Annotated in this window: 14 protein-coding genes; 9 read left to right on the top strand and 5 right to left on the bottom strand. The window is 60.5% G+C overall.

Annotation, left to right across the window (positions count from 1 at the left end; all coding sequences use genetic code 11):
• Positions 1–3: 3 nt before the first annotated feature.
• The 4 genes from AS156_RS04340 to AS156_RS04325 all read right to left on the bottom strand — a co-directional run bounded on the left by AS156_RS04340 (position 4) and on the right by AS156_RS04325 (position 2,844).
• The gene (locus tag AS156_RS04340) at positions 4–654 is read right to left on the bottom strand and encodes a 3-oxoacid CoA-transferase subunit B (protein ID WP_066500449.1); all 651 of its coding nucleotides are present in this window, start codon (positions 652–654) and stop codon (positions 4–6) included.
• Positions 655–657: 3 nt separating this feature from the next.
• A complete protein-coding gene (locus AS156_RS04335; RefSeq protein WP_066500446.1) occupies positions 658–1,305 on the bottom strand; it encodes a CoA transferase subunit A in 648 nt (215 codons plus the stop codon).
• Positions 1,306–1,390: 85 nt separating this feature from the next.
• Entirely contained in the window at positions 1,391–1,993 is a 603-nt protein-coding gene (locus AS156_RS04330; protein ID WP_066500444.1) for a hypothetical protein, read from the bottom strand.
• Complete coding sequence (locus tag AS156_RS04325; protein WP_245312547.1) at positions 1,990–2,844, bottom strand: alpha/beta fold hydrolase; 855 nt, start codon at positions 2,842–2,844, stop codon at positions 1,990–1,992. Before AS156_RS04325 ends, AS156_RS04330 begins: the two co-directional genes overlap by 4 nt.
• A 203-nt stretch (positions 2,845–3,047) precedes the next feature.
• Between AS156_RS04325 and AS156_RS04320 the strand changes: the two genes are divergently transcribed.
• The 6 genes from AS156_RS04320 to AS156_RS04300 all read left to right on the top strand — a co-directional run bounded on the left by AS156_RS04320 (position 3,048) and on the right by AS156_RS04300 (position 10,740).
• Complete coding sequence (locus AS156_RS04320; RefSeq protein ID WP_066500440.1) at positions 3,048–5,555, top strand: alpha/beta hydrolase; 2,508 nt, start codon at positions 3,048–3,050, stop codon at positions 5,553–5,555.
• Positions 5,556–5,564: 9 nt separating this feature from the next.
• Positions 5,565–6,428 (top strand): alpha/beta fold hydrolase, encoded by an 864-nt coding sequence (locus tag AS156_RS04315; protein ID WP_066500438.1) that lies wholly within the window; start codon positions 5,565–5,567, stop codon positions 6,426–6,428.
• Positions 6,429–6,981: 553 nt separating this feature from the next.
• The gene (locus tag AS156_RS43920) at positions 6,982–7,251 is read left to right on the top strand and encodes a hypothetical protein (protein ID WP_082747332.1); all 270 of its coding nucleotides are present in this window, start codon (positions 6,982–6,984) and stop codon (positions 7,249–7,251) included.
• A 244-nt stretch (positions 7,252–7,495) separates the two neighbouring features.
• Positions 7,496–8,572, top strand: coding sequence for an AI-2E family transporter (locus AS156_RS04310; RefSeq protein ID WP_066500435.1), 1,077 nt, complete (start codon positions 7,496–7,498; stop codon positions 8,570–8,572).
• Positions 8,573–8,576: 4 nt separating this feature from the next.
• The gene (locus AS156_RS04305) at positions 8,577–9,014 is read left to right on the top strand and encodes a potassium channel family protein (protein WP_066500433.1); all 438 of its coding nucleotides are present in this window, start codon (positions 8,577–8,579) and stop codon (positions 9,012–9,014) included.
• 64 nt (positions 9,015–9,078) lie between these two features.
• The gene (locus AS156_RS04300; RefSeq protein ID WP_066500429.1) at positions 9,079–10,740 is read left to right on the top strand and encodes a sensor histidine kinase; all 1,662 of its coding nucleotides are present in this window, start codon (positions 9,079–9,081) and stop codon (positions 10,738–10,740) included.
• 12 nt (positions 10,741–10,752) lie between these two features.
• Here AS156_RS04300 and AS156_RS04295 read toward each other — a convergent pair whose 3' ends face one another.
• A complete protein-coding gene (locus AS156_RS04295; RefSeq protein WP_066500423.1) occupies positions 10,753–11,421 on the bottom strand; it encodes a helix-turn-helix domain-containing protein in 669 nt (222 codons plus the stop codon).
• 249 nt (positions 11,422–11,670) lie between these two features.
• On the opposite strand from AS156_RS04295, the gene AS156_RS04290 reads away from it, so the two are divergent.
• The 3 genes from AS156_RS04290 (at position 11,671) to AS156_RS04280 (ending at position 14,927) form a co-directional block, all read left to right on the top strand.
• Entirely contained in the window at positions 11,671–13,545 is a 1,875-nt protein-coding gene (locus AS156_RS04290; protein ID WP_066500420.1) for a sensor histidine kinase, read from the top strand.
• A gap of 168 nt (positions 13,546–13,713) precedes the next feature.
• Complete coding sequence (locus AS156_RS04285; RefSeq protein ID WP_066500652.1) at positions 13,714–14,346, top strand: response regulator transcription factor; 633 nt, start codon at positions 13,714–13,716, stop codon at positions 14,344–14,346.
• 233 nt (positions 14,347–14,579) lie between these two features.
• Positions 14,580–14,927, top strand: a complete 348-nt coding sequence (locus AS156_RS04280) for a response regulator transcription factor (RefSeq protein WP_347336606.1) — start codon at positions 14,580–14,582, stop codon at positions 14,925–14,927.
• The last annotated feature ends 13 nt before the right edge of the window (positions 14,928–14,940 follow it).

Here is a 14,940-nt window from a genome sequence, read left to right as displayed (position 1 = left end):
TGATCAAAGCTTCATTTCGGGTACCGTGCCGGGAATTGTCAGATCGGCCTCGGTGACCGCCATCACTTCTGCAACGCCGACGCCCGGAGCTGTCTCCATCAAGGTCGCCTTGCCGCGGGCGAAGCCAATCACCGCCAAATCGGTCACGACGAGATCGACGGGGCGCGCCGACGTCAGCGGCAGCGAGCATTTGGCGACGATCTTCGATTTTCCCTTGGCGGCGTGCTGCATGGCAACGATGACCCGCCTTGCGCCGCTGACGAGATCCATCGCTCCGCCCATGCCCGGCACCATCTTGCCGGGGATCATCCAGTTGGCGAGATGTCCGTCAGCATCGACCTGCAGGCCACCGAGGACCGTCACATCGACATGGCCGCCGCGGATCAGCCCGAATGACATTGCGCTGTCGAAGGTGGCCGCGCCCGGCAGCGCACTGATCGGACGCCCACCGGCGTCGGTCAGCAGGGGATGCGCCATCCCCTGCTCGGGGATCGGTCCGGTGCCGATCAACCCATTTTCCGACTGAAAGAACACTTTGAGATCGGCCGGAACATAATTGGCGACCAGCGTCGGAATGCCGATACCGAGATTGACAAGGTTGCCGCTGCGAAGCTCTCGAGCGACGCGCCGGGCTATGATGATCTGCGGATCCATGGTTCACCCGTTCGCAATGAGGTAGTCGACAAGGGGCGCCGGCGTCACGACGTGGTCGGGTGCGATGACTCCAACGGGCACGATATGCTCGGCCGTCACAATGACCGTATCGGCCGCCATGGCCATGACCGGGTTGAAATTGCGGGCGGTCAGCGCGTAGGTGAGATTGCCGAGGTAGTCGGCGAGGAAGGCATGGACCAGCGCGAATTGCGCCCGCAATGCGGTTTCGAGCAGGAATGATTCTCCATGTACTTCGATCAGACGCTTGCCGTCTGCGACCAACGTGCCGACGCCGGTCGGCGTGAGCACGCCTCCCAGGCCGCAACCACCGGCGCGTATGCGCTCGACGAAAGTGCCCTGCGGAATGAGATCGACGGCGATCTGGTTGGCCAGCATCTGCTGCTGAGCTTTCGGATTGAGGCCGATATGCGTGGCGGTCAGGCGCGAAACAAGCGCGGCATCGAACAGCTTGCCGACTCCCTTCCCCGGCGTGGCTGCGTCATTGCTGATCAATGTCAGGCCGGCTTTCTGCTGGCGTACAACTTCGTCGAGCAGACGTTCCGGGGTGCCGACGCCCATGAAGCCGCCGACCATGATGCTGGCCCCGGACGGGATCATCGCCACGGCTTCCTCGACTGAGATTGGCTTCATGATGGACACTCCGATTTACGGGGGCAGCCGGTCAATCGTTGGCTCCGACGTGCCGCCGACTCTTGATCTGCGTCAAAGCGTGCGGTCATCCTGCGCGCGGGCTGGCGATCCCGATGCCTTCAAGCGTTTCATCCCACAGTCTGCGAACATCGGCGTGGCGCCTCTCGAGAGCTGGGCTTATCGCTGGACGGAACGGCGCCAGTTGCGGTCCCTTCAGAAAGACGATCTGCGCCTGCAGAAGCCGGCCGCTCTCGAATTCGATGCGGCGGAGGGCTGCCACGAACGCATCGTGAGCGTTGGCCTCAAGTGGAAGCAGGGCCGCGGGCCGTACGCCGGCGTGCACGGCATGAGCGAGAGTGGTAAGATCGGCTGCCAGCGCCATCGACCGATCCGTGATCCCGTCGACAGCCGCGGGGAGCCAGGCCATTTCCCAAAGCGCGGTGAGGTAGCCCAGCCCGGCGTCCGGCACCCATGATGTCGCGCGTTGCAGTAGCGATACGAATTCCGCCTCCCGGTAAAGCTGCGCGTTCAATTCGGTTTGCCAGGCGGCTTCCAGCCTGATCGGCAGCGCGAGCGCATACTGCCGTGCCAGGGCTCCATGGGCGGAAATCAGGAATGCGGCCACGCGCGTCTGCTGCTGTGGCGGCACGCAGCCGTCGGACGTGAGTGGTCCGAGCAGTTCCCTCATGGCGCCACGCGCGGTGTCGGAATGGCACGCAGATGATCGTATCCGGGGGGAAATGCCGCCAGCGCGCCGCCCGGTTCTTCGGGAGCGATCCAGACTGACTGGTTGCCGTGCCAGCGGCCTGCCAGCACGTCTTCCGCAAAACGCGCGAGCAGGTCGGCCGTGAGGGCGGATTTCTCCAGGGTGAAGGCGTGATAGCCCCTTGGAATGATGACTAGCGAACTGTTCGGGATCTGGACGCGGAGCGTTTCGTGCAGGGCGCGCGGCGTCAGGAAGTCGAACTCGCCGTTCAGGATCATCGTCGGAGCCTTGATCGCCCGTAGCAGTGGTGTCAGCGGACGAAAGTCGAGGAAGGACTCCATCAGGTTCTGCAAGGCGTAAACGTCGTTGACGAGCCAACCCTGTCGTTTCACCGAGTCGAGCTTGTCGAGCAGCGGTTCGAGCCACGCATCGGAAAGGTTCATGGGCAGGAGCAGATCCTGCAAATAGCTGGTGCCGCCGAGGATCAGGCCCGTCCGCATGGCATTGCCAAGCAAGAGAAGCTGGGGTGAGAGCTCAGCAAAGCAGCTCATCGGCACGAGGCCTGCGAGCCGCCCGTCATGGGCGATCGCATAGCGTAGCGCGATCAAGCCGCCGAAGCTGATGCCGCTCAGGAAGATCGGGCCACCGCCGAGCTTGTCGATGAGCAGGCCCAGCGCTGCGATCTGGTCTTCCTGACTGATGAAGAGCGCGGGTTTGTCCGATGCACCCTGGCCAAGTAGGTCGAATGTTGCGACACGAAAGTGCCGCGCGGTCAAAGTGTCCCGGTAGGCACTCCACAGTTCGGCATATTGTGTCAGTCCATTGACGAGCACATAGGCGGGTGCGTCTGCCGGCCCGTCGAGCTCATAGCGTATCCGATATGAGCCGTGATTGAGGAAGGGCATTGCGGCAACCCGGCGGGTGTTGAGCTATCGCGATCCTCGACGTCCGCGACCAAAATCCCTTGAGCTAGATCAAAGTGCCTCCCGCCGGCCTGCCTAGCCTTCCGGCAAAATACCGCCAGGAGGAAGCCGTCATGACCGGCAAAAACGCCATCAAGCATTGCGTCGTCAGCCTGATCGTCCTGCTGGTTGGTGGCAGCCTTGCCGTCGCGCAGCCGTTCACGCGTCGCTCGTCGCAGATGCAACATGATGGGCTGAAGAAAACAGTTGAGATCGCGAACTTCCGTATCGGCGGCAAATACGATCTTTCCGATCCCTCGAAATGGGAGAATGGCGGCGAGGGCGGCGTCACTCTTGAATCGCTCGGCGCCGGCAAATTGCACACAGCGTACATCGCTATTGGCAATCCGCGGCGCAACGCCGCAGGCGAGATCACCAATGCAGTCGTGATCAATTCCTACTATTCCGGCGACTCCACCGACATGTACGAGCAATGGGTCAAGGGTGCTGCCCTGTCCGGCGGTGTCCCGATCATTGGTCCCGGGCGACCGATCGACACCGACCGCTACTACGTAATTATGGTCGATCCGCTCGGCACCTGGGGCGCCAGCAAGCCATCCGACGGCCTCGGGATCAAGTTTCCGCAGTATAGCTACTATGACATGGTGCAGGCGAATTACCGCATGCTGCACGACGAGCTGAAGGTTGCGCGCGTCGCACTTGTCACCGGCGTCTCGATGGGCGGCACCCAGACCTATGTCTGGGGGGTCATGCACCCAGAATACATCGGTGCCCTCATGCCGATCGGCGGCACGACGCAGTCGGACGCCGAGGATCCGGTCGGCAACTGGACGTTCCAGTTGATGACGGCGGCCATCCAGGCCGATCCGGTGTGGCAATCAACCAAGGGTGACTACTACAGTCTCCCCAAGGAGAAGCACCCGGTGCCGGGGCTCGCGTTCGGCTGGTCGGTGCTGGGCTTGACCGGCTACGATTTCGCGTACCGCACGAGCCAGAACTTCGCGTCGGTTCAGCCTGAAGTGTTCTACTGGGACCCGCCCAACGAGAAGGCGGGCAGCAGCGTGACCAATCGCGCCAAGCTGTATGACGCTGTCGATCTCGTCATGCGTAACCGGGTCGGCGAGACCTACAACATCAACCCCTATCTGGGCCGAATCCAGGCTCGTACCCTGGTGATGCACATCACCAACGATCTCTGGCTGAATTTCAAGCTGGCCGAACGCGCCGTCGACCGGGTGCCGGGAGCTGATCTGATCGCCGAGGAGAGCCCGGTTGCTCACTACGGCGTGTTCTCGATCGTCAACCATCGGAAGAACGATCCGAAATTCGTCGCCTTCATGGACGACGTTGCGAGCCTCGACCGGGCGCAGCAATATATCGACAAGAACTATCGTGTGCCCGGAGTGGCCACGAATATCGAACCGACGAAGTCGTTCTGGAAGAATTTCGTCACCTATCCCTATCCGGTCAAATACGCGACCGCGAAGGACAAGCGCGGCACGTCCTGGCAGATCGGCTACATGGATGAATATGCCGGCAACGACAAGGACCCGAAGGTCCTCGTCATCATCCACGGCAAGGGCGCGTTCGGTGGACACTACGGCAACATCATGCAGTATGCCTTGCGCAGCGGACTGCGCGTGATTGTGCCCGACCTGCCGCACTACGGTATGTCCGGCCCCGGCAATCTCGACAAGAGTCCGGCACGCACCATGCAGGAGATGCGCGAAGTCATCTACGACCTCGTCGTCAACCAGCTTGGCGTCAAGAAGGCGTATTACCTCGGCCACTCGCTCGGTGGTCAGTTCGTGATGGGCTACGCCCTGACCTGGCCGGATGCCGTACAGGGCCTCGCGCTCGAAGCCCCCTCCGGTCTGGAGGAATATCCACGCGATATCACGATCGCCAAGGACAAGAAGGTAAGGCTCTTCGACCCGGCCTTTGATCATGATTTCGATAAGTGGAAGCAGACCTGGGACCAGACGGGAATCCTGGCTGCAGAGATTGCACGTCCCGAGCAGGCTATCCGCGACTTCTTCTATTTCAAGAAGCGCGATCCGGAAACCGGTGCCGTGACGGCAGCCAAGAGCGGCTATTTCTTCCGGGACAGCGAATATGCTCGTTTCCACACGGAGCAGCGCGTTGGGCTGACCAAGGGTAACCCCAAGGAGCTCGAGCAGTGGTGCAACGTCTTCATCTACGACATCTATACAATCGGCGCGGAGCTTCAGCAGGACGACCCGAAGAATCTTTACGAGCGGCTCACCCAGATCAAGGCGCCGATCTTCCTGGCCTTCGGGGATAAGGAACCGTTCATCCCGACGCCCGCGTTCAACGGACTGACGGACCTCGGACGTGATGTCATCACCCCGTTCATGACGCGCATGAACAATGCCGGAAACCGGCCGATCCTCAAGATCTATCCGGAGACCGGGCATTTTATCCATACCGACAATCCGGTGGAATTCCCGGTCGACGTGGTGGAGTTCGTGAACACGGGAACGGTCGCCACCAGCTCGCCAGTCGGCACGGACCGCATGATCAAGGGGGCCGTGGTTTCGGCATTGCCGGTGGCGCCGACCCCGGCGGGAGCGGCACCTACCGCCGGGCTGAACAAGTAGGTCGGCGTCATGCCCTGGGTGCAGGCGGGCGAGATCCAGCTGGGCTGGCGCGAGTGGGGCGAAGGCGAAGTCACCATCGTCTTCATCCACGGAAATCTTGCGAGCAAGGACTGGATCGAGCTCGCTGCGCCGCTATTCCCGCGCGGCTTGAGGGTGGTGGGAATCGATTGGCGAGGATGTGGCGACAGCGATCGGCCGATCGCCGCGCCCGACTATTCGAACTACTCAATGCAACAGCATGCGCAGGATATGCTGGCGGCACTCGATGCTCTGGACGTCAGGTTTTGTCATCTTGCTACGCATTCGACCGGAGGGGTCATCGCCGCGTGGATGCTTCTCATGCAGCCGGAACGATTCGGGCGGGTATTCGCGCTGGACCCCGTCACGCCGCTCGGCATGTCGTTCAATGCCGATCAGATCGGGCTCTTCCGCGCCATGATGGCGAGCAAGGAGTTGACGCGGGCCGTGATGGCGACTGCGGCATCCTCCCTTTTCGTACCCGACAGTCTTGCGCCGAACACGATCCCGCAATTCCGCGATGGAATTGCCGATATGCAGGCGCTGTTCGAGCGAATACTGCAGCAGACCTTTGCCGTTTCCGAAGGCGTCTGGATCGGGACACCGGTCAATCTAACGCGCGAGCGCGAAAGTGGAGAGCTTGGGCGGCGTATGCGGGAGCTGCGCCATCCACATCTGGCACTGTGGGGCGAATCGGATGGATGGATCCCACCAGACGATCTAAGGACGATGGCAGCCGCGATGCCGGACTGCCGGCTCGTGGTCGTGCCAGGTGTGGGGCACTCGATGAACCTCGAAGTGCCGGCACTCTATGCAGGATATTTTGGAGCGTGGTTCGGAGGGCTCGCAAGATAGTCGGGGTCCGCCTGATCGGCTGGATAGCACCCTGCACAGAAACTGGGGCGGTCTGGCCCGCCCGCGATCGTCATTGCTCACAAGACCAGAACGCAGATGAGCGCGGCGGCGACGATCGCCAGCCAGATCAACGAGAGACGAAAATAGAGCAGGTCGCGCTTCATGCGAGCGAAGCTAAATCACTCGGCTGACGCGGTCCTTACATGAACATAACGATGGCCGCGATAATGATGGGACTAAGCCCCAGTATCACGATCCACACGTGATAAAGTAATTCGCTTCCCATGGGGTAGCCCCACGATAAAGCAAAAAGCTACTCTGGAGTACCTGTCAGAGACAGTGCAACTTGTGCCAAAAGCATGTCGGGATATTTCTCTGGCATCTCGGGCGCCAAAATATGGGTACCACGCAGCCTGAAATTTGCAAACGGACAGCTCCGGTGCCGCGGCTCTTTGGGCAGGAGCTTGACGCAAATCGACGGCGACAAAGCGAAGCGGGTACCGAGGCTCTTGTTTTGGCCGGCGCACGCCTCGCGGTTCGGGGGAGGTGGCCTTTGTCCCGGCTGAGCGTATGGGGGACAGGGGTGTTTGCACTTGCGTGTCTCGCGCAACAAGTCGCCGCGCTACCGTTGACCCCGTTTCGCTACCAAGCCCAGGCACAACGGCATTGTCCCGGCGACACGGTCGTCTGGCTCGATTTTCGGAAGGGACGCTACTACTTTAGGGGGCAGAAGCGGTATGCGCAGGGTTTCGACGGAAGCTTCGTATGCAGAAATGAGGCGCGCGACAGCGGTTATCGACGTTCGCTGCTGGGACTCCGCTGACGCCGCGAAACGCCGTGGTCGACAACGCTCCGACAGGCAGTAGTCGTAGCCGCCGTGATGGGGATATCCGTCGTAATATGGATATCCGCCGCAATATCCCGAGCGCGCGATCACTCCGGCGAGGCGGCTTCGCCGCTACGCCGGGGCGTGTGGTTCGCTCCGCTTGATTTGGATCAAGCCGGGCGTCGTCAGGCGGCGGCTATGCTCATGGCGTGGTTGCTGACGCTCAACTGAGGGCGCGCCCGTGAGGACCCTTCGCCAGCTCGTAGCCGGAGACGAGTTCATCCAGTTCGCAATCCGGCTCGGATTGCTGGCGCTTCTGATCTACTGGTCCTTCGTGATCATCGAACCTTTCGTGCCGGTCCTTGCCTGGAGCATCGTTCTTGCCGTCGCGCTCTATCCCGTCTTCACCTCGCTTTCGCGAGGGCTCGGCGGCCGTCCCAGGGTGGCTGCGGCGTTTCTGACCATCGTCAGCCTCGGGATCGTCATCGGGCCGGCGACGTGGCTCGGGGTTGGGGCTGTAGAGGGCGTGAGGGACATCGCCGCGCAATTGAGCGCCGGGAGCATAGCCGTTCCGTCTCCACCTGATCAGGTCAAGGATTGGCCGCTGATCGGCGCGCCGCTCTACCAGTTGTGGGACAAGGCATCGACGAATCTCCGCGCTGTCCTGGGTGAGGTCGTCCCGTATTTGAAGCCGTTGGCCGGGACCCTGTTTGCATTCGCAGGAAATGCCGGCGTGGGAACACTGAAGTTTCTGATCGCCGTGGCGCTGGCGGGCTTTCTGTTTCCGTATGGGTCGCAGCTTGCGGCGGCTTGCCGAGGCTTCCTCTCCCGCGTCGTGCCCGAGCAGAGCGAGCATTTTCTGGATCTGGCCGGGACAACCATACGCGCGGTCTCCCAAGGCGTCATCGGCGTCGCCGTCTTGCAGTCCCTGCTGGCGGGCATCGGCTTCAAGCTGGCGGGGATTCCGAGCGCGGGCCTGTTGGCCTTCGTCGTGATGCTGTTCGCCATCGTGCAGATTGGGGCCGCGATCGTGCTGCTTCCGGTCATCATCTGGCTCTGGTCGACGAAGGATTTTGCTCCGGCTCTGGTATTGACCGTTTTTTTCCTGGTGGTCGGCGTCCTCGACAATGTTCTCAAGCCGCTCGTGATGGGACGGGGCCTTACCACGCCGACGCTGGTCATCTTCGTTGGCGTGATCGGGGGGACGCTGGCCCACGGCATCGTCGGTCTGTTCATCGGTCCGATCATTTTGGCTGTGGCCTGGGAGCTGATGACGGCGTGGATACGCGACGACCACGCCCCCCGGGCGAGGACATGACGCGATGCTGTTTCAGCTTCTCATGGGAGCAGTGGTGAGTGCGATCAACATCGCGATTCATTCGCTCGTGACTGTCGCCGTGATCGGACTCCTGCGGACCGTGGCCCTCGGTGCATCTGCGCGGAACGCGTTGCAACTCGCCGGCGTGATGGTCGCGGCGGCGCTGGTGTTGATGTTGGGCCATACGTTGGAGATTGCGGTATGGGCGCTGGCCTATTGGGTGCTTCGAGTAGCGCCTGCCGGGAGCGATTTGCTGTACTTCGCCTTTGTCAACTACACGACGCTCGGCTATGGTGACGTCACGCCGGTGAAGGAGTGGCTCCTGATCGGGCCGATGGCGGCCATGAACGGAGTTATGATGTTTGGTTGGTCGACCGCGATCCTGTTCGAGGTGCTGCAAAAGACGATCGAACGGCAAGCGTCGCTGGTGAAGTCGTCCTAGATCGGCGATCCGGGCCGCGGACTCATGGACTTGGTAGCGTGACGCATCGATATTGGGGGCAGCTTTGCTCGCAAATGACACGGCTGCTGCGCGGCAGCCGAATCAAGACTATCCAATAGCGATTGCGACAATTCCGGCTACGGCAGCGCAGCGCCGAACCGCGGTCGCTGTCATCATCGTCCTGGTGATCGTAGCGGCACTGGTTGCACCGTTCGCCAACACACAGCTGGCTCGGGTTGACGCGTTTGTCCCCGTGCTTCAAACGGTTCTGGCCGTCGCTGACCTCATCACGGCAGTCTTGCTGTTTTCGCAATATTTGATCCTGCCAAAGCGGGCCCTCCTGGCTGTCGGGTGCGCCTACCTGTGTAGTGCGTCGTTTGCGTTCCTGCAGACGCTCAGCTTTCCCGGGGCATATTCTCCCGCAGGCCTCATCGGCGACGGATTTAACAGCCCGGCCTGGTTCTTCGTTCTGTGGCACATGACGTTCCCGCTGGGGATACTCATCTACGCGCTTTTGAAGGATGAAGAGGCACCTATCGGGCAACCCGGAAGACCGGCGGAAGCTTCAATCGGGCTCACGATCTTGGCCGTACTCATCGTGATAGTCGCACTGGTATGGCTGGTGACCGCCGGGGTCGGAAAACTGCCGGCCTTCTACACGGATGACGTCATTCGGCAAACCAACCTGGGAAATCGGGTCAATGTGGGTCTGTTGCTGTGGTACGGCATCGTCCTTGCGGTGCTATTGTCTCGCAGACACACAATTCTGGATGTTTGGCTCATCGTAGTCCTGGCAGCTTGGATGCCGAACTTTGCGGTGGCCGCTCTCGCCAGCTCCGCAAGATTTTCTCTTGGCTGGTACGCCGCACGTTGCTTTGCGCTCATTGCCAGCTTCATGCTGTTAAGCCTGTTGCTGACCGAAATGACGGTGCTGTATTCCCGCCTTGCCAACGCGTTTTCGTTGTTGCGTCGCGAGCGCGCCAATCGGCTTATGAGCGTGGACGCCGCGACTGCGGCGATCGCCCATGAGGTTCGCACGCCGCTGGCCGCTATCTCTCTCAACGCAAGCTCCGCCCTTGCTCAGCTCCGTTCCAAACCGCCCATCCTGGAGGAGGTGGATGCCATACTTGGAGACATAGAAGCGGACAGCTTGCGCGCAAATCAGGTGATCGCGGGTGTCCGCGCGCTATTCAAGGAAGCCGCAGACCACCGGACGGTTGTGCGGGTGGAAGATGTCGTTCGGCAAGCATTAAGTCTTGCCGAACCAGAATTGCAGGCAAGTCAAGTGGCGGCATTGACCGAGTTTCAGGATAGCCTGGCGTACATCAGCGTCGACGCCGCACAATTGCAGCAAGTCATTCTGAACCTGATAAGGAATGGAATTGATGCGACGAGCTCTTCTGCTCCCGAAATGCGGCGACTCAGATTGACGACCAAAGTCCGGGAGGGATCGGCCGTGCTGATATCCATTCAAGACTCGGGGCCCGGAATTCCAGCGGGGGATCGAGAACGGATCTTCGATGCGTTCTTCACCACCAAGACATCAGGCATGGGATTAGGCCTCGCAATCAGTCGTACGATTATGGAGAACCACGGGGGATCCCTGCGATTGTGCCAATCGGGCTCGAACGGATCGATCTTTGAAATCGCGGTGCCGATCAGCTCCGTCAAATCCGGACGAGAGCCTGCAACCATAGCGGATGCAGATCAGCGTCGCGCCAATTGATGCGTCCACGTCTTAGGTATCCAGCCGAGCCAGTTGATCGCGGTCCACCAGCATGATTTCGCGCTGGTTGGAGCCGAGGAAGTTGAGCGCACCGTAGGCGTGCAGTTTGGACAACGCCCGCGATACCGTCTCGAGTGTCAGGCCGAGATAGTCGGCGATATCCCGTCGGCACATCGGCAAGGCGACGACGTCGACCCCCGTCAACCGACGATCCATTTCAAGCAGGAAGGCGGCGACCCGCTCCAGCGCGGTCTTGCGGCCCAAAAGCAGCATATGGTCTTCGGCGTGCTGCAGGTTGCTGGTCGTCATGACGAGAAGGTTGCGAGCGAGCACGGGGTCTGAATGCGCGACCCGCTCCAGGCTCAACCGTCTGACCAGTCGCACCGTGGTGTCCATGATGGCTTCGGCGGTGAAACGATGAGCGTCATCGTTCTCCAGTCCGAAAATGTCCCCGACCAGATGAAAGGCACCGATTTGGCGGCGCCCGTCGGAAAGGAGCTTATAGCTGCGGACCGCGCCTGAAACGACCTGATAGACGTACTCTGCTGGCTCCTTCTCACCGTAGATTTCGGTACCCTTGCGGTAGTTGAATTCGCTGGTGCTGAAGGTGACGTGGCTGGCTGTCAGACCGCCGAGAATGCCGGGAGGGTAGGTCGGGCTGGCCTTGACGTGAGCAAACATGGATAGCCCCCCTGCTTGTACCAAATACTAAGTACGTCGTCAGCCGCGGCTCGAAATGCTGTGTCCGCGCCCTGATTTACGATACACGCACAGGCTGTCGCTATTGGCCTTGAGGTCATTGTCCCAAAGGACAGGATGCGCGGGATTGCGACAATGGTTCGTAGTTGCCGGAGCGCGTCTCCGGTCCATTCTCATGGCCGCAATCTGGTGCTAGTCTTTCCCACGACCTTGCCTCCGGCTCCGAACGTTATGGATAAGGCAATCCGGCTCTCCAGGCTGATCATCTTGCTGATGGCGCTGCTTTTCCCGGCCGGTCTCCGGGCGCATGAGGCGCGGCCGCATTCCATGCTTGTACTGGACCAATCTGACCGACGTGGACCGTTCTACTACCAGGTGTTTTCGGGGTTGCGGGCGATGGTCAGCGAACATTCGGCAGCGGAGACCACCATCTACACCGAGAGTCTCGATCTCAACCGGTTTGGGGGCGAACGATATGAAGAGGATTTTCGCCAATTTCTCGAGGCAAAGTACCGCGACCGGCCGATTGGCGTGGTAGTGGCGATTGGCGGCGCGACCCTGGAGCTGGTGCTGCGCTGGCATTCGAAACTATGGCCGGATACACCAGTCGTTTTCGCCTTGGTCGAGGAACGCGACTTTGCGCGGTTGCGCCCGCCTCCCTATGTGACCGGCGGCATCATATCCGTGAAATTCAGCGATGCCGTAAAGGCTGCGCGCGCTGTAGTGCCCAACCTCGCAACGGCGGTCGTCGTGGGAGCAGATTGGGAGCGCCAGGTGCTCTTCCGCAACTGGAAGGACGAGATTGCCACCAGGATCGAGGGTCTCAACGTCGTCGAGATCGTTGGGCGACCCATGGCAGAACTCCTCGATCGGGTGGCCACGCTGCCCGGCGACAGCGCGATCATTTATTTAGGAGTTTATACCGACGGCAACGGCAACTACTTTCCGCCATCCGACGCGCTTGCCGTCGTTGCCGAAAGGGCGAACCGGCCGATCGTGGTGGCGTCGGAGACATATCTCGGGCCCGGCGGAATCGGCGGCTTCGTTATTGCCCCGACCCTGATCGGGGCGGAGGCGGCGAAGAGCGCGCTGCGGATCCTGGACGGTGAAAATCCGGAAAGCATTCCGTTATCAGTCGTCGATGTCGTGAAGCCGATCTTTAATTGGCAACAAATGGAGCGCTGGAGCGTCAATGAATCGAACCTGCCCTCAGGCAGCGAGGTCCGTTTTCGCGAACCGTCGTTCCTCGAAAAGTATCGTTGGCGCGCAGTCGCCCTTGGGGCAGCGCTTCTGATCCAGGCCGGGCTGATTGCGTTTCTGCTGCACGAGCGGCACATGCGACGCCGGGCGGAGGTCGAGTCGCGCCAGCGCTTGTCTGAACTTGCTCACATCAATCGGCACGCGACAGCAGGGGAGCTTTCCTCGTCAATCGCCCATGAGCTCAATCAACCGCTCGGTTCGATCCTGACCAACGCGGAGTCGGCAGAGCTGATCCTGCACTCGAAAACGCCTGATCTTGATGAGGTGAGGGAGATCATTTCCGACATCAAGCGCGACGACCTGCGCGCAAGCGAAGTGATCCGGAGGATGCGGAGCCTCCTGAAACGTGCGCCCTTTGAGACAACGGAGATCGATCTCAACCAGACCATGCGCGAGGCCTTTGATGTTCTGTCGCTGCAGGCTTCGGCGCACAACGTTGCGTTCTATCTGCAGACTTCCGCGGAAGCACCTCGGGTCAAGGGCGACCCCGTGCAGTTGCAGCAGGTCATACTCAATCTTGTCGTGAACAGCATGGATGCGATGGCCAAGATGCCCTACGGGCGCACGGTCATCGCCCGGACAGAGGTCAACGGCGATGCCTCTGCGGTGGTCTCGATTTCGGATTCCGGTCCGGGAATACCGCAGGACAAGTTGAACGAGATATTTGACCCGTTCTTCACGACGAAAGAGCAGGGAATGGGAATCGGATTGTCGATCGCGCGAACGATTATACTGGCCCACAATGGGCAAATCTGGGCAGAAAACCAGTCGGCCGGGGGAGCGGTATTTCATTTGTCGCTGCCCCTGGTGGCCCAGTCGACCCTTAGGCAACTTCATCGAGTTTGAGAGATCCGATCTGCGGGAATGTTTCGCCAGAAGAAACCTGGAGCCACCGGCGCAAGCGTAACGAGACTTGTTCATAAGACGAATGCAGTATTTCTAAGCATTGCCTTTGCGGACATTGTTCCACGGTCGGATCGACCAACTTATTTGTCGATCGCGCAGGAGAGAATGTTGCCCGGCTACGTTCACGTGGTTGACGACGATACGTCATTTCGAACAGCAATCGAGCGTCGGCTCAAGCTCGCTGGCTACGATGTTGCGGTCTATTCGTCGGCGCAAGAGTTGCTGGATCGGCTTCCAGACAATCACGGATTGGGATGCATTCTGCTTGACGTGCGCATTCCCGGCCTGAGCGGACCGGAACTTCAAAGTCGCCTGATCGAGCTCGGTTCGACTCTCCCGATCGTGTTCCTTACCGGACACGCCGATACCGAGACAACTGTGAGAGCGATCAAGGCAGGGGCCGAAGATTTTCTGATAAAGCCGGTCTCGTCGGAGCAACTGATCGGTGCGATCGAGCGCGCCATGGCTCGCCAGAAACTCGCGCTCAGCCAGCGCAGCAAGCTCGAAGCGCTACGCGCCCTTATTGCGACCCTAACGCCACGGGAGCGTCAGGTATTTGAGCTGATCGTGCGGGGCAAGATCAACAAGCAAATTGCTCACGAACTTGGAACGACCGAGCGTACCGTGAAGGCGCATCGCCACGAGGTCATGGAAAAGATGCAGGTCCAGTCCCTTGCAGAGCTGGTCTCGATCGCGGAGCGACTTGGCATGCTTGATCCGGCGGCGAGTCAACGCGGTTGATACGAGCCGTCGATGCCGTATGCGCAGTTTCCCTGTCCAAAGGGACAATATGAAAGAGTTTTGACAGGGCGTATGTGACAATGAGCCGTGGGCTGCGGGGAGCGTCGGCTGGTAAATGGAATTCGCCTCAAGCGATTGATCCGCAGGATTAACCTTGCGGCGCGGGATCAGCAATCGAATCTGGAAAGTAGCCGAGGCCGACCATCTTGCCGACGCGGAATCTCGTTTTCGTTGTGGATGATAATCCCTCGATGCTCAGAGGCATCAAGCGGCTGCTGAGGGGGCACGGCTTCGCATCCGAACTGTTCGAGACCGGTGCAGCCTTGCTAAGGCATGGCGACTTTCAGAGCGCCGTTTGTCTCATTCTCGATGTCAATCTCAGCGACGGTTCCGGTATCGAGCTGCGACATCGCCTGGCGGATCTGGGCGTCAACTTGCCGGTCATTTACATCACGGGGAACGACAATCATACGACGCGCATGGCCGCGGTGGCATCGGGGTGCATCGCCTATCTGACCAAGCCGTTCACGGCGCGGTCGCTGATCGAGCCGATCGAGCGGCTTCTGAGGACGGCATTGTAGTCTGCGCCCTGCA

It is taken from the genome of Bradyrhizobium macuxiense (assembly GCF_001542415.1).
Classification (GTDB): domain Bacteria; phylum Pseudomonadota; class Alphaproteobacteria; order Rhizobiales; family Xanthobacteraceae; genus Bradyrhizobium; species Bradyrhizobium macuxiense.
Note: the sequence above shows the minus strand (reverse complement) of the source record. Positions and strands in the feature narration are given on the sequence as shown.